The organism is Bartonella sp. AP1QHHD (assembly GCF_042196265.1).
In the GTDB taxonomy this organism is placed as follows: Bacteria; Pseudomonadota; Alphaproteobacteria; order Rhizobiales; family Rhizobiaceae; genus Bartonella.
The window spans coordinates 1-23,957 of sequence record NZ_JBHIPW010000054.1; the positions used below are offsets into that span (position 1 = coordinate 1).

Here is a 23,957-nt window from a genome sequence, read left to right on the forward strand (position 1 = left end):
TCCTGTTTGGACAGAAGAAGATGTTGAGAAATATTATCAAAGATGGTCCCATGGTACCCATGAACGTGTCTGGATTGATGTCCTTTTGTATACGGGCTTACGTCGTGGTGATGCGGTTCGCATTGGCTGGAAAGATGTCAAAGACAATATTATTCATCTCAAAACAGAGAAAAGTAAATTCCAAACAGATGTCTTTCTACCTATTTTACCGGAATTAGCCAAAACGCTTGAAGCTGGTCCTATTGGAGTAGAAACATTCATCTGTAGTAAAACTAATCAAAAACTCTCCAAAGAAAGCTTTGGCGATACATTTAGAGACGCTTGTAATGCGGCTGGAATTAAAAAATCGGCGCATGGATTAAGGAAATTAGCCGCAACACGCGCAGCTAACTCTGGTGCAACAGNGGCTGGAATTAAAAAATCGGCGCATGGATTAAGGAAATTAGCCGCAACACGCGCAGCTAACTCTGGTGCAACAGTATCACAACTCAAAGCAATTTTTGGCTGGACAAATGATGCTATGGCATCTCTTTACACAAAGAGCGCAGATCGCAAAAGGTTAGCTATAGAGGCGATAAAAAAGCTTCAAAAAGATGAGGGATAGAGGCAAAAAAACTCAATAGAATCAAGATTCACCTATTCCCCCATATTAGACATAACTATTTTATTTTACTTGCTTTTTATATACCATTTATGAGCGCCAGCGTGAAGTGAGCTTTAAGAGATATCTCTTAAAACAAAGCCTGTAAAATGGCATTCTCCTCACACTGTATTCTTATTGAAATAATGATCACCTTGAACCGTATGAGTTTAGATCTTCAGAGCTCATCTGCATAACATTTTAATGTGATTGTTATCCAATATTAAAATACTTTTCACATGATGTACAAACTATAAAGAAATAAGAAAAAACATTTGAAAATGTAAATATGAAATCTAAAAATTTAACTCTAAGATACAATCTATCTTCATTCATATAAATATACAGTATACATTCTTAAACCTATAAGACTAAGAAAACCTAAACATTGATGAAACCTATAACCCTACCTGAGAAACAGTGACAATCATGTTAAATCAAATTGTCCGCAAGTGTCTCTCATTGAAAAAACAATATCTTATCTGGACGGCACATATAACATCTTTTTATACGAAAAAACTATAAAGAAGTAATTCGTTATGAATCACAGCTTCCAAGACAAGAAGATATTTTCCACCTCTTGTGCCATCTGTAAATTCTCATCATAAACAGATATCGTTTTTATTCTTCAATGTTTCATAAACTGTTCTAAATCGAATCCATCATGCCTTGTATCTAATCAAAATCGATCTTACCAAAGATCATGCTAAAAAACGTAATAATATTATTCATAAAAAATAAAAAAATCACAATAGATGTTTTTTGGCAATTTCACCAGCACTAGCCGCAATGCTTAAATCTAATCTAAGAAATAAAATATTCATTTTCAGAAAGATGAAAAGAAGCTCATAAAAAAGAGTTTTTGTAATCTGTTTCCTAAAGCATGTGATATAGTAGCAACACGCGGCAAGAATATGCAATGCTAAAGTTTCAGCAATCAAAAGCAATTTTTACTGAAAAAAGAGAAAACAGCATCATTTTATACTAAAACAGTCAACAGAAAACGTTTAGCAACAAAATCAACCAAAAAACATCAAAAAGGTTCGGGAGTTTACAGAAAAATAAGCTAATAGAATAAAAGGAAAACTCTCTAACTTTTTATAGCCTATTAATATCATTTAAACATGGTGATCCCGACAGGATTCGAACCTGTGACCCACGGCTTAGAAGGCCGTTGCTCTATCCAGCTGAGCTACGGGACCCAACTGATTATTTTCTCAATTCAAAATAGCATCTTTAATTCAATGTGTCCAAGAATGCTGCCGATCACTGCGAAAATTATCAGAATAAGAAATAGCACGTCGAATCGACGTATGTTTCTTTTCTACACGGTAAGAGATAGCATTCTTACGCGCAAAAGCAATCGCTTCTTCCTTCCTATTAAATCGGATTCTTACCTGATTATTCATATCAGACGTTGCCGTGTAGCCCATAAGAGGTTCAAGCATTTTCGCTTTCACCGGCTCATACTCTAGAATCCAAAAACCTGTATTCCCCTTACCTGACTGCATAGCTGTCTTAGCAGGACTATAAATACGTGCGATCATGCCTTTTTCCTTCAGATTACACAACGCTTGAATGATAGTTTCTCACCACACGTACCCAATTGGGTCATTCTCACACACTCAATCAAATATGGTCGGAGCGATAGGATTCGAACCTACGACCCCCTGATCCCAAATCAGGTGCGCTACCAGGCTGCGCTACGCTCCGCCATTTACATTTACTTGATGCACATTTCCTAAAATTTTCACAACAGAAGTGCAAGAGAAAAACACACTTTTTTTTAATTTTGTTGCATTTCTTTACAAAAAAGCACATTTTTTAATTTTTCCCTCTACTCAATAACAAATTTATTGACAAATAGTAGAAAATAACTTCCGTAAGAAAATCCAATCTATATTAAAAAAGAATGAATTTCTCTATAAGGACTTCATAATTTTTGTCCTTTTTTAAGCAAGCTCTCACTGTATCAAAATGCATTCCACAGATACAATTTTAGAAAAAAACGACTTAAATATCATAGAAAAACTTTTCCAAAGAGCACATAAGCCAAAAAATTCAGCTGTATTAAGCTTTTTCCTCTCTTTTTCTATCTTCCCAAGGACTCTTTTATTAAAAATTCTAGAATCTTCTACAATCCAAATCCATAAACAACAAACATTTTTTCAAAGCACAAAGATTTCATTATAAATAAAATAAAGCGCTCTTTTTAGAAAAATTTTCAAATGCGAAGATGGAAAGAATTCAACATCATACAATAAAATCTCAAAGCTATTTAAAATAAACACATGACAAAAGTAAAAAATATTATTTTTTACTCTTATATAGATATCCAAAAAGGAGAAAATTTAAATGACTTGTCTTTCCACGTATTGAAACGATAGTAGAAGGACAGAATAAGTAAGCCATGATAAGGAGTATTTACGAATTTCTTCTATTCAAAACTTCAGCAATAACAGAACGTGTTATTTTTCTTTTTCTTTGTAATGCCAACTGATCAACAGAATCAATAACACGCTTCAATGAAAATAAAGAACGTTCACAACGACTTACAAGATAATAAACCGTATCTGGATGTACAATAAGTTGCCTATCTGAAAAAAGCTTAAATGCAACAGCTGTTAACAATGCATCATCAGGCTGATTAATTTCAACGAACATTACCGAATTAAGACGACTTTTTAGATCATTTAACATTAAATTCCAAGCGGAAGGAAGTGTTCGTGCCGTCATCAATAAAGTAGCTTGTCGTGCATCAAGATTTGCTTGCTTAATACTGTTAATTAAATGAAAAAGTTCTGTCTCATTGATTTCACCTGCATCAATATCCTCTATTAAAAATGATCTGCCTAAAGAAGCCATAGTAATAGCCTGATCAATTTCATTGTGCTGAATCCTGAAAGCATCTGCTTTTTGGAGCCATATATTAGAAAAGTGCGTTTTTCCAGAGCCTTCTTTACCAACCAAAACTGCAATAGGTAAGCTCCAATTGGGCCAGTGATCAATAAGCTGAAAAGCCATACGATTGCTTTCCGTTACCACTAAATCCTCAAATTGAAAAATCGGATCATAAGGAAAATTTAAAGATAATTGCGTTTCACGCCCATTCATTTTAGCGGCTCCGAATTTCCGCTTCTCGAATACATCTGAGAACTCAGATAAGTATGAAGAGCAAAACGAACTAAAACGCCAACAGCCGCTGCCGCAGGAATAGCAACAAGCATACCAGTAAAACCAAAGAGTGAAGAAAAAGCAAAAAGTGAAAACATCAACCATACGGGATGTAATCCCACTGATGAACCTACAAGCTTGGGTTGAAGGATATAACCTTCAATAAACTGACCAATTAAAAAAAGTGCCATCACAACGATGATTCCCCCCCAATTATTGGGATAAAACTGGACCCATGCAATACCAACAGAAAGGACCAAGCCACTCATTGTGCCGATATAAGGAACAAAGCTAATAAGACCAATAAACATACCAATCAAAAGACTAAAATTGAGTCCTGCAATCGTTAAACCAATAGCATAATAGCCTCCCAATATGAGACAAACTGTTCCTTGTCCACGAACAAAGCCTGCAATAGCTCTATCCATTTCATGAAAAATACTACGAACAGTTTCAAGATGATCACGCGGTATTAACGAATCGATTGCTGTTACCATACGTGGCCAATCTAATAACATATAAAATGCCACCACAGGTGCCACAACAAATAGGCTAACGATATTAACGATTGATTTTCCTGACTTTAAAAGTGAATTCAAAAGAGACGTAATAAAATCCGAACCTTCTCCCAAAAATCCTTTAATATTATTCCGTAATTCATTTGGATCACTTCCAAAATAGCGCCTTAACCAATCAAAATCATGCTCAACAAAAAAGGTTTGAATACGATTAATGTAAACAGGTAAACCATCACTCATAAATTGCTGTATTTGCCAACTAATAACAGGAATCAAAATAATTAAAGCAGCAACAAAGGTAATAACAATAAATAGGGTGATAAGGACAGTCCCAAACACACGACGAATACCAAATTTTTCAAGTAATTGAACAATGGGATTGAGAAAATAAGCCAACACAATCCCTGCCACAAAAGGAAGCAAAATGGATCCAAAAACAAACATAAAAAGAATGAAAAAAATCAGCGTACCAAGCCAAAAAAAGATTTGTCTTTTCATATTATTCGGCAAAGGTAATTGAGTATACGCTGGCACATAAGTCTTATAACGATCACGAGATGTATTCTCACTCACTTTCTTTCTCATAAGCTGCCAAGAGGACTGTCCGTGATTATCTGATATCTTGCTCATAAAATATCCTAAAAAATTCTTCACAAAAAATTATAAACAACTTCAAAATAAGGTACAAGAAAAGTTGCTTATTTTCTTATCAATATCTCTTGCAGAGAGAACTCTATCATGGCATTGCATAATATCAAAACCTGATTTTCCATTAAAGGAAGGCTCCAATGAGCAATCAAGATCTTACAAATAATAAATCCAAGGCTGGGGATAAATCCAAAGCTGGTCTTACCTACGCAAAAGCCGGTGTAAACATCGATATGGGTAATGCCATGGTAGAAAAAATTAAACCCTTTATACGCGCAACAAAACGAGCCGGAACAGATGCAGAAATTGGCGGTTTTGGTGGACTTTTTGATTTAAAAGCAGCAGGCTTTACGGATCCTATCCTAGTAGCAGCCAATGATGGTGTGGGAACAAAATTAAAAATTGCCATTGAAGTAGGTCACCATAACACTGTAGGTATTGATCTTGTAGCTATGTGTGTCAATGATTTACTCGTACAAGGGGCTGAACCTCTCTTTTTTCTGGATTATTTTGCAACTGGAAAGCTTGACCCTGAACAAGGAGCTGCGATTGTTTCCGGTATTGCAGAAGGATGTAAACAAGCCGGTGCTGCCCTTATTGGAGGAGAAACTGCAGAAATGCCAGGAATGTATGCAGAGGGAGATTATGATCTAGCTGGTTTTGCTGTTGGAGCATGCGAACGTAGCAAGCTACTCCCTTCAAAAGATTTGACAGAAGGTGATATTATATTAGGTCTAAGCGCCTCTGGAATTCATTCCAATGGCTTTTCGCTTGTTCGACGAATCATCCAGCAAAATTATCTCAAATGGAATGACCCTGCCCCTTTTTCCCCCGAAAGCAGCCTTGGTATAGCACTTCTTACACCAACACGCATTTATGTAAAATCGCTTCTTCCCATCATGCAAAAATATGAAGGGATTAAAGCTCTTGCTCATATTACGGGTGGAGGTTTTCCTGAAAATATTCCACGTGTCCTTCCATCCTCTCTCTGCGCTGAAATTAATCTTTCTAGCATCAATGTTCCAGCAGTATTTTCATGGATTGCCAAACAAGGTAAAATAGAAGAAACAGAAATGTTAAGAACATTTAATTGTGGTATTGGCATGATCATTATCGTAGCACAGCATGCAGCTGAAACAATTACACAAGCTCTTGAAAGAAAAGGAGAAACGGTGACTCCCCTTGGCATTTTAACAAAATGCCAAGATCAAAATAAAGGAATACTTTATAAAGGGGTACTGCATTTATGAAAAAAAAATTGTCGTTTTTATTTCTGGTAATGGGTCCAATATGGTCGCCCTTGCTCAAGCTAGTCAACAAAAAGAATATCCTGCTGAAATCGTCGCGGTTATTTGCGATAATCCGCGCGCAAACGGTATTGAAAAGGCGCAAAACCATAACTTACCTATTCATATTGTTGATCGTAAAATTTACAAAACAAAAGAAGAGCATGAAGAAAATATTTTTACGATTTTAGATCAATATAAACCGGATTTTCTCTGCTTTGCAGGGTATATGCGTCTTATCTCACCACGTTTTGTAAAACTTTATGAAGGACGAATTTTAAACATTCATCCTTCTCTTTTGCCTTCATTTAAAGGCTTAAACACACATGAAAAAGCTTTACAAGCAGGTGTAAAAATCACGGGTTGCACTGTTCATCTTGTTACAGAAGACATGGATGCAGGAAAAATCCTTGCCCAAGCAGCCGTTCCAGTCTATCCCCATGATACTGCTGAGTGCTTAGCACAAAGAGTTCTTAAAGTAGAGCATAAACTCTACCCCGAAGCTTTAAAAGCATTTATTGAAGGAAAGAGCAAAATGATAGATACGCAACAACAGCTTTTATCTTTTTGAGTGTATCAACAATCTATTAATCAGCATATTTCAATGCTTTACACATAGTTTTTGCTCAGTTTCTACAATTGAAAATCTCTATGAAATGTTGACATAATAGAGTCCATCTCTTCATAAATTTTTGCACAAAATATGTGGTGTTTTTGAATTTTAGTTCATTTTCAAAATTCTTCTTTATTCAGTTCTATGGCATTATCATAAACACTATTTATCAAAATACTCTCGTATTTCGCCTAAAAAATCTTAAAATACGCAATTTTCTATTGCATAATTTTTTGCTCATGACGAAAGTGTTTCTTTAACTGTTAGAGCTAACTGTTTGAGTGTAAAAGGTTTAGATAAAAAACCAAAAACAGCATCTTGTGGAAGATTTTTAGCAAAAGCATCTTTTGCATATCCAGAAACGAAAAGAAATTTGATACCAGGATAGTTTTTACGGACTTCCTTCAATAAAGTGGGTCCATCCATTTCTGGCATCACCACATCGGAAACAATAATATCAACATCTCCTTTTTGTTCCTCAAGAATAGAGAGTGCTTCCACCCCACTTGCTGCCTCTAAAACCGTATATCCTCTCATTTGAAGAGCTCTTACCCCCCCCATTCTGACCGCATCTTCATCTTCAACCAATAAAACAGTCGCAGATCCTGTTAAGTCTATATTTTTATCTTTCTCTTCATCTTTTTCAATCTTTTGAGAAATTTCTCCTTTTATATTGGGGATATAACGGGGAAGAAAAATATGAAATATTGCTCCTTCACCTTCTTTACTTTCACAATAAATATACCCACCGCTCTGCTTGATAATTCCATAAACCATTGATAAACCAAGTCCTGTTCCTTTTCCAACTTCTTTTGTTGTAAAAAATGGCTCAAACATTTTTTCTTGTATAGCAGCAGATATACCAGCCCCTGTATCTGAAATAGTCAATTGCACATACTCGCCAATTGCTAATCCAAGATGATTAAATTCAGCACTTTGTTGCTTTGTAATATTATTTGTCGCAATCGTAACAATACCTCCATCTAACATGGCATCACGCGCATTAATAACCAAATTCATAATAACACGCTGAAAAGATGCTTGATCAACTTCAACGCTCCACAAATCTCTTCCATGGATAATTTTTAACTGAATATTATTCCCCAAAAGTGGTAAAATAAGATTGCGGATATCTGATAAAAATTCAGTAAAATCAACTTCTTCAGGTCGAAGTGTTTGCTTTCTAGAAAAAGCTAATAATTGCTGGACAAGAGCAGCTGCACGATTAGCATTGTTTTTAATATTGATCAGATCAGCATGAGCAGGATCAGAACTACGATGCGTATTTAAAAGAAGATCACACGACATTAAAATTGCTGTTAAAACATTATTAAAATCATGAGCAATGCCGCCAGCCAACTGTCCTACAGCTTGCATCTTCTGACTTTGCATCATTTTATCTTCAAGAGTTTTTTGTTCGGTTGTTTCAATCACAGAGATAATAAGCAAATCTTGCAATGCATCACTGTGATAGGGCGGTACAGACATAATATGGAGCCGTAAATGGCATTCTTCATTTTTTTCTAAAACAGTTTCTAGAGAAACAAAATAATTTTTATTTGTCGCAATTCTCTGAAAAGAACGCTCTAACTGCACACAATCACGACGAGAAATAACATCATAAAAATTGACAGCTTTGTCCATACATCCCGTAAGTGATGAAAAAGCTTTATTCATATGAACCAATTGCCCTGCATGATCCACCACAGCTATTGCAAAAGGACTCGCATCAAAATATTCTCCTAATATACTGGGTAATTTTAATTGATCATCCTCTTCTTTTTGTATTTGTTGTGGAATGATCACAATACGATAAATGGCCTCCTCTTCTAAGAGAGAAGAAACAGATATAAGACAATGGAATATTTTCTCACAAGTCGTGTGTGAATTTAAACATAACGAAAACCTATAAGGTAAAGAGTAACCTGAACTTTGATATCTGTTGGTTTGCAAACAGATATCACTCCATGAGCTCTTAGCGCCAACGCTATCAAATAACGAATCAAAATTATGTTGACCAATTGAGAAATTCGCTAAATCAATTGAGAACCATTCTGCAAAAGGCGCATTGGCATAAAGAATAGTTCCTTGTCTATTAACGGATACAAAACCAATAGAAGCTTGATCCAAGTGATTGATAGCCTCTTGAAGGTTCGAGAAAAAAACTTCTCGCGTTTGTTGTAAGTGCGAAATATCAGTAATACGCCAAAATAAAAGCTTTTTTTTCTGTTTTGTGATAGGTTGAACGGAAATATTATACCAAACAGATTTTTTTGGTGTAGAATCAGTAAAAATTGGCTGTTCTACTCTTAATTCCTCTTGCGCTGCAAGATTATTACAGGCTGCAACCTTTAAGCGGTACGAGAGTGCACCAGCTCCTGGAAGATCCGCAATAACCCTATAACAAGACACTTCAGGCTTATAGGTCAGAATTTTTCGATAGTTTTGATTAGAATAATAAACAAAACCAGAAAGATCAGAGATTACAATTGTATCATCGCTCCTATTAAAGATGCTAAAATCAAAATCTTCATGCGACCACACATGATATCTTAAAATTCCCATTCCACACAAAACGAGTGTTGCAACACCGATCATAGCTAGAATCAAAAAAGATATTGATATCGCCTGTTGCAAATAGTTTTGTGTATAAAAAAAACCTAAAATACCCACAATGAAAAGAAAACCTAATACAAAAACAACACCAAAAATCACAACTCTCCGATGAAACGAAGACGCTGATCTTTCATTATTCTCAAAATCTTTATCCATCTCTCTTTGCCTTAGCTTATAGCTATTTCTTATGTCACAAAACTTCCTTTATATTCGTTGTTATGTTGTTATAAAGTATATACTATGATATTATCTAAGATAAGCTCGCTTAATATTCAAAAGTTTATTTCTTACCATTATAAGTGAACCTTTTGAGGGTATGTTTATAAATTTATCTCAATAAAAAATAATATTTCCATCCAAAATGGGAGAAAATCTATGTATATCTGGTTATCAGAGCAAATAGGTGTATCTGCTGCAAACATAACGATAAGCTTTTTGCTTTTTATAATAACAATCGCAGCTATTACCGTAATTATCGTGTTTTTACGTCGCTTAGGTACGGGAAGATACAGCATTAATAGAAAAAAAAGTCTATCACGATTAGCATTATGTGAAGTAATTTCTATAGATCGAGCACGCCGCCTTGTTTTAGTCCGTTGCGATAATAAAGAACATTTGCTCCTTATTGGCGGATTAACAGATGTGGTTGTAGAATCTGATATTACTGGTACATCAAAAATACAAAAAAGAGAAACACACACACATCTAAATTCCGCCCTTCCAGAAAGAAACGATATATCGGATAAAAGTCCCTCTCCTTTTACGAATCAAGCAGTAAAAGATTCAGCCATCACCGCCGAAATTGAGGGGCGGCAAGAACCATCTTTATTCATTCCTACCCCTCAAAAATAAAATATACAATTTTATCACCACGAATTTCGTTTGTTTATCATCTCAATAACCTTAATCATCGCGATAAACTCTTTCACGTCGTTCATGACGTTCTTGCGCTTCCAATGACAAAACGGCTATCGGCCGAGCCTCAAGACGCTTTATACTAATGGGTTCGCCGGTTTCTTCACAAAAACCGTATGTCCCATTATCAATGCGCTCTAAAGCAGCATCTATTTTTGAAATAAGTTTCCTCTGACGATCACGAGCACGTAATTCGATTGTACGATCAGTTTCACAAGAAGCCCGATCAGTCAAATCGGGCTGACCAACATTCTCTTCCTGCAAATTTTCCAAAGTCTCACGAGCTTCTTTTAATATATCATTCTTCCAAGAAACCAATTTAGCACGAAAATACGCCTTTTGCCGCTCATTCATAAAAGGCTCATCTTCACTAGGGCGATATTGACCATCAATCTCTTCGCTCATGCAATAAAAAACCTCCACATATGCTATGTGTGGTCTATATATTGTGCAATACCCATCAACACAAGAGTAAAATGTTTTTTCATAACAATCGACGAATATATCTAAATGCACTGTTTAGGTTTGATCGCTTTTTTATGTAGATTGGATTCTTGATCAAATCTCATCCAGAATCATTTTTCTCGCTTATTGAAAAACCTTAAAAAGAAGGAAATCAGATATCAGAGCCATCCCTCCCCTACTCTCTACATTGTTTAAAATCTAAATGAAGCAACAATAAATCATTTCATCAATGCAAAAAAATAAAATCTTTATAAAGGCAAAGTGTGATATTCACGTTTCAAATACATCAAAGCATCTTTTTCTTGATTACAGTTAATTGCAACAACCTCACCAATCAAAACACAATGAGTTGCGTGTTCGTGCCAACAAATCAAACGACAATCAAACGACGCTAGAGCGTCTGAAAGACTGGGCGCCCCCGTTTGCAAAGCTCCCCATTGAGCAACATCAAAACGCTCATTTTGTGTAGAATTGCAACGCCTCGAAAAAACATCCGCTAATGAGCGATGTTTTCCTGCCAAGCTATTAACACAAAAATTTCCATTCTCCATAAACACCTGATTCTTTAAATTATGACGCATGAGACAAACAAGAAGGGTTGGAGGATTATCAGATAAAGAACAACACGCCGAAACAGTCACCCCACGTCTTCCCTTAATACCATTTGTTGTCACAATATGCACAGCTCCTGCAAAAAGACTCATGGCATCTCGATATTCTTGGGAAGAAACCGCAATAGTATGTTTATGTTGAAGTTCAGGCATCAAATATGTTTTATGATTCGACATATCTTTCACTTATAAAGCTTTAAAATTTTAAGCAATCTTTCCATAAAAAGACCTATAATACATATTTTTTCTTTTCCGTCATAACACAAAAAATATTTGTGTATACACAGCGATATGATAAAAACTGCCAATCTAAGGAGATTTTAATGCCCCATTCTCATCTCATTTCGCCTTCTCTCTTGGCTTCTGATTTTTCTAAACTTGGACAAGAAATGTTAGATGTTGTTGATGCTGGTGCAGATTGGCTTCATCTTGATATTATGGATGGGCACTTTGTTCCTAACATCACCTTTGGTCCTGAAATCGTCAAAGCTCTGCGCCCATTAACAAAAGCAATATTTGATGTCCACCTGATGATCGCACCAGTAGACCCTTATTTAGAAGCTTTTGCAAAAGCAGGTTCAGATATTATAACTATTCATGCTGAAGCAGGTCCACATCTTCATCGTTCATTACAAACAATCAAAAAAATGGGGAAAAAAGCAGGAATCGCACTCAATCCAAGCACCCCTGAACATGTACTTGAATATTTGCTTGATCAATTAGATCTCATTCTCATCATGACGGTCAATCCCGGTTTTGGTGGACAAAGTTTTATTCCAGAAATAAAAGATAAAATTAAGCGCGTTAAAAGCATGATTGCAAACCGCCCTATTGATCTTGAAGTTGATGGTGGTATCACCGTTGATACAATTGGGATAGTTGCAAAAGCTGGTGCAAATGTATTTGTCGCAGGCTCTGCAATTTATAAAGATGGAAATAAAGAGCTTTACAGAACACGTATTAATGCATTGCGCCAAGCCGCAATCCTCTCACAACAAGGAAAAAAATGATGATCGCACGTTATTCCCGCCCTGCAATGGTAACAATTTGGTCTCCCGAAACAAAATATCGTATTTGGTTTGAAATTGAAGCCCATGCCTGTGATGCCCTTGCTCACTTAGGGATTATTCCGAAAGAAGCCGCCAAAGTCATTTGGGAAAAAGGGGCAGCAGCTAAATTTGATATCAATCGCATTGATGAAATTGAAGCAATTACCAAACATGATGTTATCGCATTTCTAACCCACCTAGCTGAATTCATTGGACCAGAAGCACGTTTTATCCACCAAGGCATGACATCATCTGATGTTCTCGATACAACGCTGAACATTCAATTGATGCGTGCGAGTGATATTTTGCTAGAGGATATAGATCAACTTCTTGAAGCATTAAAAAGACGTGCTTTTGAGCATAAAGAGACAATCACCATTGGGCGGAGTCATGGCATTCATGCCGAACCGACAACATTTGGAATCAAGTTTGCTCTTGCATACGCTGAATTTTCCCGTTGTCGCAAACGTCTTCTTGCCGCACGAGAAGAAATTTCTACTTGCGCGATTTCAGGAGCTGTAGGAACTTTTGCAAATATCGATCCACGCGTTGAAGCACATGTAGCAAAAGCCTTGAAGATGCGTGCTGAACCGGTTTCCACCCAAGTAATACCAAGAGATCGTCATGCTATGTTTTTTGCAACACTTGGTGTTATTGCTTCCTCTATTGAAAGGCTAGCAATAGAAATACGCCATTTACAACGAACAGAAGTTCTTGAAGCAGAGGAACATTTCTCACCTGGGCAAAAAGGTTCATCGGCAATGCCTCATAAACGTAATCCAGTTTTAACAGAAAATTTAACTGGATTAGCCCGCATGGTACGTGCATTTGCACTCCCAGCCATGGAAAATGTAGCTCTTTGGCATGAACGTGATATTTCTCATTCATCTGTTGAGCGTTATATTGCTCCAGATGCGACGATTACACTTGATTTTGCTCTTTCTCGCCTCACATCTGTCATTGAAAATCTCATTGTCTATCCAGAAAATATGCAAAAAAATCTCAATAAATTCCGCGGTCTTGTTCACTCGCAACGGGTTCTTTTAGCCCTCACACAAGCAGGGATTAGTCGTGAAGATTCTTATCGGATTGTACAACGAAATGCGATGAAAGTTTGGGAACAAGGAAAAGATTTTTTAGAAGAACTCCTCAACGACAAAGATGTTACCAAAGCTTTAAGTGAAGAAGAACTTCGCGAAAAATTTGATCTTTCTTACCACACCAAACATATCAATACGATTTTTAAACGTGTTTTTGAAGAACAATAAAGCGACATAGAAAACCAAAATCCATTCCACCTATGATCAAAAATCTGTTGTAACAAAGAAAACAATTCATGAAAGCAAATCAACTCGATATTCTTATTGTTCCTGGCTACAAAGGATCTGGTCCAGATCATTGGCAAACACGCTGGGAAAAAAAATTGTCGACAGCCAGCCGCATTGAACAACTCCATTGGTCAAAGCCTGTTTGTGAAGAGTGGGTTAACAAAGTTAAAACCGCCATCGCAAAAGCTCAAAGGCCTGTTATGCTTATTGCTCATTCATTAGGAGTTCCCAGTGTTATTCATGCAACTGTACAAAATACAGAAAAAATTTGTGGCGCTTTCTTTGTTGCACCTCCAGATGTCGCCAATGAAAAAATACGTCCCAAACATTTAATGACATTTGGCCCCTATCATCGCCAAAAGCTTCCTTTTCCTTCTATTGTCATAGCTAGTCGCAACGATGAGTTTTGTCAATTTTCAGTAGCAGAAAAAATTGCCAATGATTGGGGATCACTCTTTGTTGATGCTGGGTATTCTGGCCATATTAACGCAGAATCCGGACACGGACCTTGGCCTGAAGGGCTTATGGTCCTCTCTCACTTTCTTGCAAAAATTTGATCCAAAAGAGGTGATCTTCTTTCTCATCACTTATGTATCTTCACCTTTGGGTAAACGTGTAATGATAAAAATTATAAAAGTATCATAGCAATATCATTGAGAAATTCTATCAATTAGGATAGTATCATTTATTAATGTTATTAAAAACCTCTCAAGATAAATAGAGAATCATGATGAATCGTCGCCACCGTATTTATGAAGGCAAGGCTAAAATTTTATATGAAGGACCTGAACCAGGGACTTATATTCAATTTTTTAAAGATGATGCAACTGCCTTTAATGCAAAAAAACATGAAATTATCGACGGAAAGGGAGTTTTAAACAACCGAATTTCGGAACATATTTTTAGCCATCTTGGACGTTTGGGCATCCCAACACATTTTATCAAACGTATAAACATGCGCGAACAGCTTATTAAAGCGGTGGAAATCATTCCATTGGAAGTTGTTGTTCGCAATGTTGCTGCCGGCTCTCTTGCTAAGCGTTTAGGACTGGAAGAAGGAACCCCGCTTCCGCAATCCATCATTGAATTCTACTATAAAAATGATTCTCTCGATGATCCTATGGTAACGGAAGAACATATCACAGCTTTTGGGTGGGCTGTCCCACAAGAGATAGAAGATATCATGCAACTTTCAATTCGTATTAATGATTTTCTTTCTGGGCTTTTTGCCGGTGTTAACATCCAATTAATTGATTTTAAAATGGAATTTGGTCGCCTGTGGGAAGATGAAACAATGCGCATTGTTCTTGCTGATGAAATCTCTCCTGATTCTGCACGACTATGGGATATGCACACACAAGAAAAAATGGATAAAGACCGTTTTCGTCGTGATATGGGAGGGCTTATTAATGCCTATCAAGAAGTTGCCAAACGTCTTGGTATTATGAATGAAAACGAACCAACACGACCAAGTGGTCCCGTTCTCGTAAAGTAAAAACAAGATAAAAAACATCACCTTATACAAACACCCCTCTTCAAAGGAGAGGTTCTTTTAAAAAGCAGGAAGCAAAAAATGAAAGCACGCATTACAGTTACTTTAAGAGAAAGCGTTCTTGATCCACAAGGAGAAGCGATTGTCGGTGCTTTAAAAAGTTTGGCTTTCGAAGGCATTCAATCTATTCGTCAAGGAAAGGTTTTTGATATTGTTCTTGATGATCTACCTTCTGAAACTGCAAAGAAAAAACTTGAACAAATGTGTGAAGAGTTACTCGCAAATACTGTCATTGAAAATTATACAATCAAACTTCTGTAAGTGAAACGCTCATGAAAACTGCCATCATTCAACTTCCTGGATTAAATCGTGATCGAGATATGGTTGCAGCATTACATCATATAACGGGAGTTGAGCCACTAAAAATTTGGCAAACAGAAACAACAATTCCAGATGTAGATGTTATTATTATTCCTGGTGGTTTTTCCTATGGCGACTACTTAAGATGTGGTGCAATTGGAGCGCGAACTCCCGTCTTAAAAGCCATTCGTGAAAAAGCACAAGAAGGTACGACAATAATAGGTATCTGTAATGGATTTCAAATTTTGTTGGAAGCAGGATTATTACCCGGTACTTTAATGCGTAACGCTTCTTTAAAATTTGTTTGTCGTGAAATCAAACTTGAAGTCGTTAACGCCAAGACAAAATTTTCTCGATATTATTCTAAAGGACAAATTATTCGTTGTCCTGTTGCCCATCATGACGGAAATTATTTTGTTGATAGTGAAACATTGAAACAAATGGAAGACAATGAACAAATTGTTTTTCGCTATGCAGAAAATACAAACCCGAACGGCTCAATGAAAGATATTGCTGGTATTGTTAATAAAGTTGGTAATATTCTTGGTATGATGCCCCATCCTGAAAACTTTATTGAACCCGCCCACGGAGGTACTGACGGTCGTTTACTTTTTCAAAGTGCTTTAGAGTTAGTAAATGGATAATGCTGCAAAAGTACTCGCGCTCCATAATTTAAAAAAACAAGGATTTATACCATTTCTCGCATCATAAATCTATAAACAAAGCTCTTCACAAACAACAATGGATATTATTTTCTAAACACATAATTATTTAAGACCATTTTTAGTCTTAAATCCCACCAAACAAACGGACAAAATCTTCAGCTTACTGTCTATAAATATTTTTATTATTAAACAACATTATTGTTTATAATATAAGCTGCTAGGTAAAAAAATAAAAATACTAAATTTCGATTAATTTGACGGATAAATACTCATGAAGCCTTGCAATAACATCACTATTACACCAGAACTCATTGCACAACACGGGCTAAAAGAAGATGAATATCAACGTATCCTGACGTTAATCGGTAGAGAACCCACATTTACTGAACTAGGAATTTTTTCTGCAATGTGGAACGAGCATTGTTCCTATAAATCATCTAAAAAATGGCTAAAAACTCTTCCGACAGAAGGAAAATGTGTCATCCAAGGACCTGGTGAAAATGCTGGTGTTGTTGATATTGGCGAAGGACAATGTGTTGTTTTCAAAATGGAAAGCCATAACCACCCTTCTTATATTGAACCTTATCAAGGTGCAGCGACAGGTGTTGGTGGTATTTTACGTGATGTCTTTACAATGGGAGCCCGTCCTGTTGCTGCTATAAATGCATTGCGATTTGGTGCTCCTGATCACCCACGAACACGCCATCTTGTTTCTGGTGTTGTTTCTGGAATAGGTGGTTACAGCAATTCTTTTGGTGTTCCAACGGTTGGTGGAGAAGTAAATTTTGATGAGCGTTATAATGGCAATATCCTTGTTAACGCTTTTGTCGCCGGTATTGCAAAGACAGACGCCCTTTTTTATTCTAAAGCACAAGGCATCGGACTCCCTGTTGTTTACCTTGGTGCAAAAACAGGACGTGATGGTGTCGGTGGAGCAACAATGGCCTCTGCTGAATTTGATGATTCAATCAGTGAAAAACGCCCAACTGTTCAAGTAGGTGATCCTTTTACAGAAAAATGTCTTCTTGAAGCATGTTTAGAGCTCATGGAACTTGGAGCCGTAGTTGCTATTCAAGATATGGGGGCAGCAGGACTTACCTCTTCTGCTGTTGAAATGGGTGCAAAAGGAAATCTAGGGATACAGCTTAATCTCGATACAGTTCCTGTTCGAGAAGAAAACATGACAGCCTATGAAATGATGCTTTCTGAAAGTCAAGAGCGCATGCTCATGGTTCTTAAACCAGAACTAGAAAAGCAAGCAGAAGCAATTTTTCATAAGTGGGGGTTGCATTTTTCTATCATTGGGAAAACAACCGATGATTTACGTTTTCGTGTATCTCATCAAGGGGAAGAAGTTGTCAATCTTCCCATCAAAGAACTTGGTGATGAAGCGCCTGTTTATGATCGTCCTTGGAGTGAGCCGGCAAAAAAAACATCCTTGAAAGCAGAAGACGTCAAAAAAGTTGAAAATCTTGGTGATGCGCTTCTGAGCTTATTGAATTCTGCTGATCAAAGTTCTCGGCGATGGGTTTATGAACAATATGATACTCTTATCCAAGGAAATAGCCTTGTTTGTCCAGGAGGTGATGCAGGCGTTATCCGTTTAGGAAACAACAGCAAACGTGCTCTTGCTTTTTCTTCTGATGTAACACCTCGCTATTGTGAAGCAGACCCTTATGAAGGAGGAAAACAAGCTGTCGCAGAATGCTGGCGAAACATTAGTACGACAGGTGCAACACCACTGGCTGCTACAGATAATCTCAATTTTGGTAACCCTGAAAAACCTGAAATTATGGGACAGCTGGTTTTTGCTATTAAAGGTATAGGAGAAGCTTGTAGAATCCTCGATTTTCCTATCGTTTCAGGCAATGTTTCTCTTTACAACGAAACAAATGGGGAAGCCATTCTTCCAACCCCCACAATTGCTGGTGTAGGTCTTCTTAATGATTGGTCTAAAATGGTAACAATAAGTGGTATGCAAAATGGAGATATTCTTGTTTTAGTAGGAAATTGCGGCTCCCATTTAGGACAATCAATCTATGCACGTAACATTTTAAATATTGATGCAGGTGCCCCCCCCCCCTGTAGATTTACAACTTGAAAAAAAGCATGGTCAATTTATTCGAGATGTCATACATCGTGGTTTTGTTCATGCTGCTCATGACATTTCTGACGGAGGATTAGCGATAGCACTTGCTGAAATGGTGATTAAAGCAGGTAAAGGAATCAAAGTAAAATTAAGCAATAAATCACCCCATCATGCAGAACTTTTTGGAGAAGACCAAGGACGTTATCTTTTAGCCGTCAAACCTCACTCTCTTAATAGTCTTAAAGAGCTCGCACAAATAAGTGCAGTTTCTTTAACAGAGCTAGGTCAAGTTGCAGGTGATGCACTTGATATAGATGGAATACTAAAACTTTCTATAGACAAACTCACAAAAGCCTATGAAAACTGGTTTCCACAATTTATGGGTGAAGAGTAAAAATTGTTTTTCTCTTAAACAGCCTTTATAAAAAAATGAACAACATAGGAGAATAATGATGGCAATGAGTGCCCATGCAATTGAAACGCTTATTCGTGAAGGCATTCCTGATGCTACTGTAACAATTCGTGATCTTGCTGGAGATGGGGAACATTATGCTGCAGAAGTTATTTCTGAAAGTTTTCGTGGTAAAACCCGTGTTCAACAACATAAAATGGTCTATGATGCCCTTAAAGGCAATATGGGAAATGACCTTCATGCCTTAATGTTGCAAACAAATATCCCAAAATAATCTAAAATTTCTTCTTGCATTCACTCATTTAATACGATTAAAAACAGTATGAATATAAATTACACACTTATAAAAATCTGAAATATCGAGGGATAAAAATGACCACTGTTCATGATTTTATTGACAACGAGATTAAAACAAACGACGTCATTTTATTCATGAAAGGAACACCTGACGCTCCGCAATGCGGGTTTTCAGGACAAGTTGTTCAAATCCTTGACTATTTAGGATTGAATTATAAAGGAATTAATATCTTAACTTCTAACGAATTGCGTCAAGGAATTAAAGATTACTCAAATTGGCCAACAATTCCACAGCTGTATATCAAGGGTGAATTTGTCGGAGGCAGTGATATTGTTAAAGAGATGTTTCAAAACAATGAGTTACAGGAACTTTTGAAAGAAAAAAATATTCCCTGTAATCAATCATAGGTATCTTTCATTTTATTCAGACTCTTAAAAAGAGCTGTTTTCAGACGAAATTTCTATTTCAAGGATGCCATATGTCATATTCAGTCGATGAACAAACGCATAGTGATGCGATTAGAAAAAAAATTGGCTATAAAGAATTTGTTATTCTTATTGCTTCGCTCATGGCTATTAACGCTATAGCTGTTGATATTATGCTGCCAGCTATGCCTAATATTTTAGATGGCTTAAATGTTCTCAATGAAAATGATCAACATTATATCATTTCGAGTTATCTTATTAGCTATGGTATTGCTCAAATATTTTTCGGTCCAATAAGCGATAGGTATGGGCGACGTAAACTTATTCTTATTGGTCTTGCTTTTTATTCATTTACGGCGATTGGTTGTGCCTTTGTAACTGATTTTTCTCTCTTACTTATTTTGCGTATCTTACAAGGTATTGGAGGAGCTGCTATGCGGGTTCTTACAGTTTCCGTCGTACGTGATCTTTACAGTGGTCGAAAAATGGCAGAAGTTATGTCTATTGTTATGATGGTTTTTCTTGTTGCACCAATGGTTGGTCCCGCAACAGGACAGATCATTTTACTGCTCGGACATTGGCAATATATTTTTATTTTCATGGCAATGATTGGTTTCGGGTTGATGATTTGGATTCAATTCCGCTTGCCGGAAACTCTTTATGCGCAACGCTCTCTTTCCTTTTCTTCAGTCAAACATAATTTATGGATTGTAATAACCAATCGCACAACACTTTGCTATACACTAGCAACTTCGATTATTTTAGGCTGTATCTTTACCGCCGTTAATACATCACAACAAACGTATGAAGGGATCTATAATCTAGGACTTTGGTTCCCTATTGCCTTTGCAGTTGGTGCTGCATTTCAGGCTTTCTCATCATTCATGAACTCTCAACTCGTTGGACGCCTTGGAATGCGGCGTATTGCTCATACTATGCTTTTGCTCTTTTGTATCACTTCATGTGTATGGTTTATTGGCTCTATCTTAACAGATGGTATCCTTCCTTTTGCTTTTTACATGCTGTTATTCTGTATATTGATGTTTGCCTGCGGTGGCATTATGGCCAATTTCAATACACTCGCTCTCGAATCTGTGGGGGAAATTGCTGGAACAGCTTCTTCTGTATCCGGCTTTCTTCAAACATCTATCGGTGCAGGACTCAGCTTTTTTATTGCCCAACAATTTGATGAAACAACCATCCCAAACTCAGCAGGATTTTTCTTTCTGAGTCTCACTGCCATACTTCTCGTCTTATGGGCTGAACGTGGTCATCTTTTTAGGCAATATCATAGTAATCCTAACGAATAAATATTACTACGAAAGATTAATAACATCTCTCTTGAACAATAAGAAGATAAACCTATCAGACAAAATAAAACATCTCCAAATAGAACACTCTTGTGTTAAACATTCACATTGTTTGTTTAAAGGTACAGCTCTCGAAATATCAAATCATTTCACGACAGCACCTATAAATGCTGTAATGTTAAAAAACAGTTTTGATTGATTTAACCTGAACAAGATCGAAATAGAAAAAACTTACGCTTTAGGTTTTTCGTTCAATATAAAAATAATAAATTATCTTTATAAATTAATATCTTACACAATCATAAAACCATAGGGAACTTTCCCGTGTATAAAATACATTTAATTGATAAATTTTCCTGATTTTGGAAATCCTCTTGGAACCAAACGCCCGACGCCCGCACGCATTCCCATCCATTCAATGAGATCATCAGCTTGACGGTTAAAGATTCGTTCAGCCGTATCTTGCCAACTTAAGCCTTCTGATAAATTAAAAGTCTTGGCATCAACAACAACACCTTCTTTATAACGCTGTAAACGAACACCCTTACCGCGATTCATTTCTGGTATTTGTTCAATAGAAAAAATAAGCATTTTACGGTTTTCACCGACTACAGCAACATGATCACCATTTACCGGAACACAAAGCTTTACCTTATCAGGAGCTTTCACATTCATCACTTGCTTTCCTTTTCGTGTATTGGCGAGCACTTCTGCAGAAGAAACAATAAAACCATTACCGTGAGATGAAACCAAAAGCAATTTTTCCTCGGCGTGATGCACAAAAGCTGTGAGAACATCGTGCTCATCATCCATATCAACTAAGAGACGAATAGGTTCACCATGTCCCCGCCCTCCAGGTAAATTATTTGCACCAATAGCAAAAAACTTCCCCCCCGTACTGATCAGCACAATCTTGTCGGTCGTAAATGCTGGAAAGGCTAACTTTAAACTGTCTCCTTCTTTAAAAGAAAGTGCTTTATAATCGGTCAAATGTCCCTTCAAAGTGCGCATCCACCCCTTTTCAGAAATAACAATAGTAATCGGTTCTTTTTCGATCATTGCTTGTTGAATATCATCAAGATCATGTCTTGGTGCCTCTTCAAACGTCGTACGTCTTTTCCCCAAGAGTGTTTCAGGACCAAAAGTGTTTCGAACTTTTTTGATTTCTTCTGAAATTATTTTCCACTGTTTTATAGGAGAAGCTAACAAATTCTTTAGCTTTTCTTTTTCAGCTTTCAAACTTTCAAATTCTTTACGAATTTCAAATTCCTCAAGCTTACGCAAAGAACGCAAGCGCATATTAAGAATAGCTTCAGCTTGATTTTCTGTTAATTCAAACCGATTAATCAGCTTCTTTTTCGGTTCATCATCTTCACGAATAATCTGAATGACCTCATCGAGATTTAAATAGGCAATCAGATATCCATGAAGAATTTCCAATCGGCTATCAATTTGATCAAGCCGATAATGAGAGCGACGAATAAGTACTTCTTGACGATGTTCAAGCCATTGCTGCAAACTTTCTCGCAAAGAAAGGACATTAGGTATTTTTCCCAAAGACAAAACATTCAGATTAAGGGGAAATCTTACTTCAAAGTCAGTCAATTTAAAAAGGGATTCCATAAGAAGTTCCGGATCAACCGACCGATTTTTAGGAACAAGCACGATGCGGATATCTTCTGCTGATTCATCTTGGATATCCTCAAGCATTGGCAATCGGCGTGCAAGCAATAACTCTGCTGTTTTTTCAATAAGACGTGACTTTTGAATCTGATAGGGAATTTCAGTCACAACAATCACATAAGAACCACGGCTACCAGGCTCCTGATGCCAACGTGAACGCAAGCGAAAAAATCCACGCCCAACACGATAGGATTCCTCAATACTTTTTTTAGGTTCAACTAAAATTCCCCCCGTCGGAAAATCAGGACCAAGAACGAATTGATTTAATTCCTCATCATTTACATCGGGATGCGCAATCAAATGGAGCGCTGCATCACAAAGCTCAGCAACATTATGGGGTGGAATAGATGTTGCCATACCAACAGCAATACCAGAAGAACCATTTGCTAAAAGATTAGGGAAAGCTCCTGGTAAAACAACAGGCTCTTCATCTTCCTCATTATAGGTTAAACGAAAATCAATAGCATTCTCATTAATTCCTTCAAGTAACAATGCAGCCACTTCAGTCATACGTGCTTCCGTATAACGCATGGCAGCAGCATTATCACCATCAATATTACCAAAATTGCCTTGCCCATCAACCAACGGATAACGAACAGCAAAACTTTGAGCCAAGCGCACCAAGGCATCATAAATAGACGAATCCCCATGAGGATGAAATTTTCCCATGACGTCACCAACAATCCGCGCACATTTCGCATAAGACTGTCCAGGATTTAGTTTGAGAAGACGCATCGCATGAACAATCCGCCGGTGGACAGGCTTCAATCCATCACGCACATCAGGCAATGCACGGTGTGTAATCGTAGAAAGTGCATAAGCCAAATAACGTTCCTGTAAAGCAGAACGTAATTCTATTGGTTCAATATGTTCTTTATCAAAAGGTAAATTCATTTTATCAGACATAGTATTAAAACAACAATTCCCACAATAATAAGAAATTATTTTATAGGATTTATTTAATGAAATCTTCTATGAGTCGGCTTTTTTACTAAAAGTCAATTACATAAAAACAAACGCTGCAATTAGAACATGAACAGAAAATTATATCAATTTGAAAAATTTATACATGTCCTTCCCCCTTGCCCTAAGTAATTTATTGAAAGCTTTGTCAAATCCGATAATAATTTAACTGCTCACAAAGAGTTATTTCATCTTTTCTGGAATGACAAAAGCAGCTTTCAAACATCATCTTTTATTATACAGATAAATTGTATAACAATCCCCTTCAGTTTTTCTATGAAAAACTAAAAAAATGTTCAAAGCTTATGAAATTTAAGCTTTTCAGAGTAAGTCGATAGAATGGAAAATCACATTATTCTCATAAAAACGAAGAGACACAATTCTCTGCTACAACGTT

20 protein-coding genes, 2 tRNA genes and 1 pseudogene are annotated in these 23,957 nt (G+C 36.8%); 14 read left to right on the forward strand and 9 right to left on the reverse strand.

Annotation, left to right across the window (positions count from 1 at the left end):
• A partial coding sequence (locus ACFIME_RS05185) for a tyrosine-type recombinase/integrase (RefSeq protein ID WP_375684609.1) occupies nt 1-604 on the forward strand: 604 nt, incomplete at its 5' end.
• 1,161 nt (nt 605-1,765) lie between these two features.
• Here the strand turns inward: ACFIME_RS05185 and ACFIME_RS05190 are convergent.
• From ACFIME_RS05190 to ACFIME_RS05210, 5 genes are all read right to left on the reverse strand, one after another.
• A tRNA-Arg gene (locus ACFIME_RS05190) sits at nt 1,766-1,842 on the reverse strand.
• Between the two features lie 39 nt (nt 1,843-1,881).
• Complete coding sequence (locus tag ACFIME_RS05195) at nt 1,882-2,187, reverse strand: ETC complex I subunit (protein ID WP_273791168.1); 306 nt, start codon at nt 2,185-2,187, stop codon at nt 1,882-1,884.
• A gap of 89 nt (nt 2,188-2,276) precedes the next feature.
• Nucleotides 2,277-2,353 (reverse strand) — tRNA-Pro (locus tag ACFIME_RS05200).
• 711 nt (nt 2,354-3,064) lie between these two features.
• The gene (gene hdaA / locus ACFIME_RS05205) at nt 3,065-3,754 is read right to left on the reverse strand and encodes a DnaA regulatory inactivator HdaA (RefSeq protein WP_375651267.1); all 690 of its coding nucleotides are present in this window, start codon (nt 3,752-3,754) and stop codon (nt 3,065-3,067) included.
• Nucleotides 3,751-4,962, reverse strand: a complete 1,212-nt coding sequence (locus ACFIME_RS05210; RefSeq protein WP_375613080.1) for an AI-2E family transporter — start codon at nt 4,960-4,962, stop codon at nt 3,751-3,753. The genes hdaA and ACFIME_RS05210 overlap by 4 nt, the downstream gene beginning before the upstream one ends.
• A gap of 158 nt (nt 4,963-5,120) precedes the next feature.
• Here ACFIME_RS05210 and purM point away from each other — a divergent pair, with 158 nt between their 5' ends.
• Complete coding sequence (gene purM, locus ACFIME_RS05215) at nt 5,121-6,230, forward strand: phosphoribosylformylglycinamidine cyclo-ligase (RefSeq protein ID WP_375643184.1); 1,110 nt, start codon at nt 5,121-5,123, stop codon at nt 6,228-6,230.
• Nucleotides 6,223-6,837, forward strand: coding sequence for a phosphoribosylglycinamide formyltransferase (gene purN, locus ACFIME_RS05220; protein WP_375662160.1), 615 nt, complete (start codon nt 6,223-6,225; stop codon nt 6,835-6,837). The genes purM and purN overlap by 8 nt, the downstream gene beginning before the upstream one ends.
• Nucleotides 6,838-7,116: 279 nt before the next feature.
• On the opposite strand, the gene ACFIME_RS05225 is transcribed toward purN, so the two are convergent.
• Complete coding sequence (locus tag ACFIME_RS05225) at nt 7,117-9,651, reverse strand: response regulator (RefSeq protein ID WP_375684610.1); 2,535 nt, start codon at nt 9,649-9,651, stop codon at nt 7,117-7,119.
• Between the two features lie 219 nt (nt 9,652-9,870).
• On the opposite strand from ACFIME_RS05225, the gene ACFIME_RS05230 reads away from it, so the two are divergent.
• Nucleotides 9,871-10,347 carry a hypothetical protein gene (locus ACFIME_RS05230; protein ID WP_375634478.1) on the forward strand — a complete coding sequence of 159 codons (477 nt, stop codon included), beginning with the start codon at nt 9,871-9,873 and terminating at the stop codon, nt 10,345-10,347.
• A 51-nt stretch (nt 10,348-10,398) separates the two neighbouring features.
• Here ACFIME_RS05230 and dksA read toward each other — a convergent pair whose 3' ends face one another.
• Nucleotides 10,399-10,815, reverse strand: a complete 417-nt coding sequence (gene dksA, locus ACFIME_RS05235; RefSeq protein ID WP_015856486.1) for an RNA polymerase-binding protein DksA — start codon at nt 10,813-10,815, stop codon at nt 10,399-10,401.
• Between the two features lie 308 nt (nt 10,816-11,123).
• The gene (locus ACFIME_RS05240; protein ID WP_375634477.1) at nt 11,124-11,663 is read right to left on the reverse strand and encodes a flavin reductase; all 540 of its coding nucleotides are present in this window, start codon (nt 11,661-11,663) and stop codon (nt 11,124-11,126) included.
• Between the two features lie 146 nt (nt 11,664-11,809).
• On the opposite strand from ACFIME_RS05240, the gene rpe reads away from it, so the two are divergent.
• The 10 genes and pseudogenes from rpe to ACFIME_RS05290 all read left to right on the forward strand — a co-directional run bounded on the left by rpe (nt 11,810) and on the right by ACFIME_RS05290 (nt 20,914).
• Nucleotides 11,810-12,496 carry a ribulose-phosphate 3-epimerase gene (gene rpe, locus ACFIME_RS05245; protein ID WP_375662144.1) on the forward strand — a complete coding sequence of 229 codons (687 nt, stop codon included), beginning with the start codon at nt 11,810-11,812 and terminating at the stop codon, nt 12,494-12,496.
• Nucleotides 12,496-13,803, forward strand: coding sequence for an adenylosuccinate lyase (gene purB, locus ACFIME_RS05250; RefSeq protein WP_375662161.1), 1,308 nt, complete (start codon nt 12,496-12,498; stop codon nt 13,801-13,803). Before rpe ends, purB begins: the two co-directional genes overlap by 1 nt.
• A 68-nt stretch (nt 13,804-13,871) precedes the next feature.
• The gene (locus ACFIME_RS05255; RefSeq protein WP_375611547.1) at nt 13,872-14,420 is read left to right on the forward strand and encodes an RBBP9/YdeN family alpha/beta hydrolase; all 549 of its coding nucleotides are present in this window, start codon (nt 13,872-13,874) and stop codon (nt 14,418-14,420) included.
• A 173-nt stretch (nt 14,421-14,593) separates the two neighbouring features.
• Nucleotides 14,594-15,358, forward strand: a complete 765-nt coding sequence (purC, locus tag ACFIME_RS05260) for a phosphoribosylaminoimidazolesuccinocarboxamide synthase (protein ID WP_273791179.1) — start codon at nt 14,594-14,596, stop codon at nt 15,356-15,358.
• A gap of 78 nt (nt 15,359-15,436) precedes the next feature.
• On the forward strand, nt 15,437-15,676 hold the full coding sequence (purS, locus tag ACFIME_RS05265) for a phosphoribosylformylglycinamidine synthase subunit PurS (RefSeq protein ID WP_375662145.1): 240 nt from the start codon (nt 15,437-15,439) through the stop codon (nt 15,674-15,676).
• A gap of 11 nt (nt 15,677-15,687) precedes the next feature.
• Complete coding sequence (gene purQ, locus ACFIME_RS05270) at nt 15,688-16,359, forward strand: phosphoribosylformylglycinamidine synthase subunit PurQ (RefSeq protein ID WP_375662146.1); 672 nt, start codon at nt 15,688-15,690, stop codon at nt 16,357-16,359.
• A gap of 292 nt (nt 16,360-16,651) precedes the next feature.
• A pseudogene (purL, locus tag ACFIME_RS05275) lies at nt 16,652-18,863 on the forward strand (phosphoribosylformylglycinamidine synthase subunit PurL).
• Between the two features lie 58 nt (nt 18,864-18,921).
• A complete protein-coding gene (locus ACFIME_RS05280) occupies nt 18,922-19,155 on the forward strand; it encodes a BolA/IbaG family iron-sulfur metabolism protein (protein ID WP_005773427.1) in 234 nt (77 codons plus the stop codon).
• Between the two features lie 98 nt (nt 19,156-19,253).
• A complete protein-coding gene (grxD, locus tag ACFIME_RS05285) occupies nt 19,254-19,586 on the forward strand; it encodes a Grx4 family monothiol glutaredoxin (protein ID WP_375662148.1) in 333 nt (110 codons plus the stop codon).
• Between the two features lie 71 nt (nt 19,587-19,657).
• On the forward strand, nt 19,658-20,914 hold the full coding sequence (locus tag ACFIME_RS05290; RefSeq protein WP_375633170.1) for a multidrug effflux MFS transporter: 1,257 nt from the start codon (nt 19,658-19,660) through the stop codon (nt 20,912-20,914).
• A 339-nt stretch (nt 20,915-21,253) separates the two neighbouring features.
• On the opposite strand, the gene parC is transcribed toward ACFIME_RS05290, so the two are convergent.
• The gene (gene parC, locus ACFIME_RS05295) at nt 21,254-23,503 is read right to left on the reverse strand and encodes a DNA topoisomerase IV subunit A (protein WP_375684611.1); all 2,250 of its coding nucleotides are present in this window, start codon (nt 23,501-23,503) and stop codon (nt 21,254-21,256) included.
• Nucleotides 23,504-23,957: the final 454 nt, after the last annotated feature.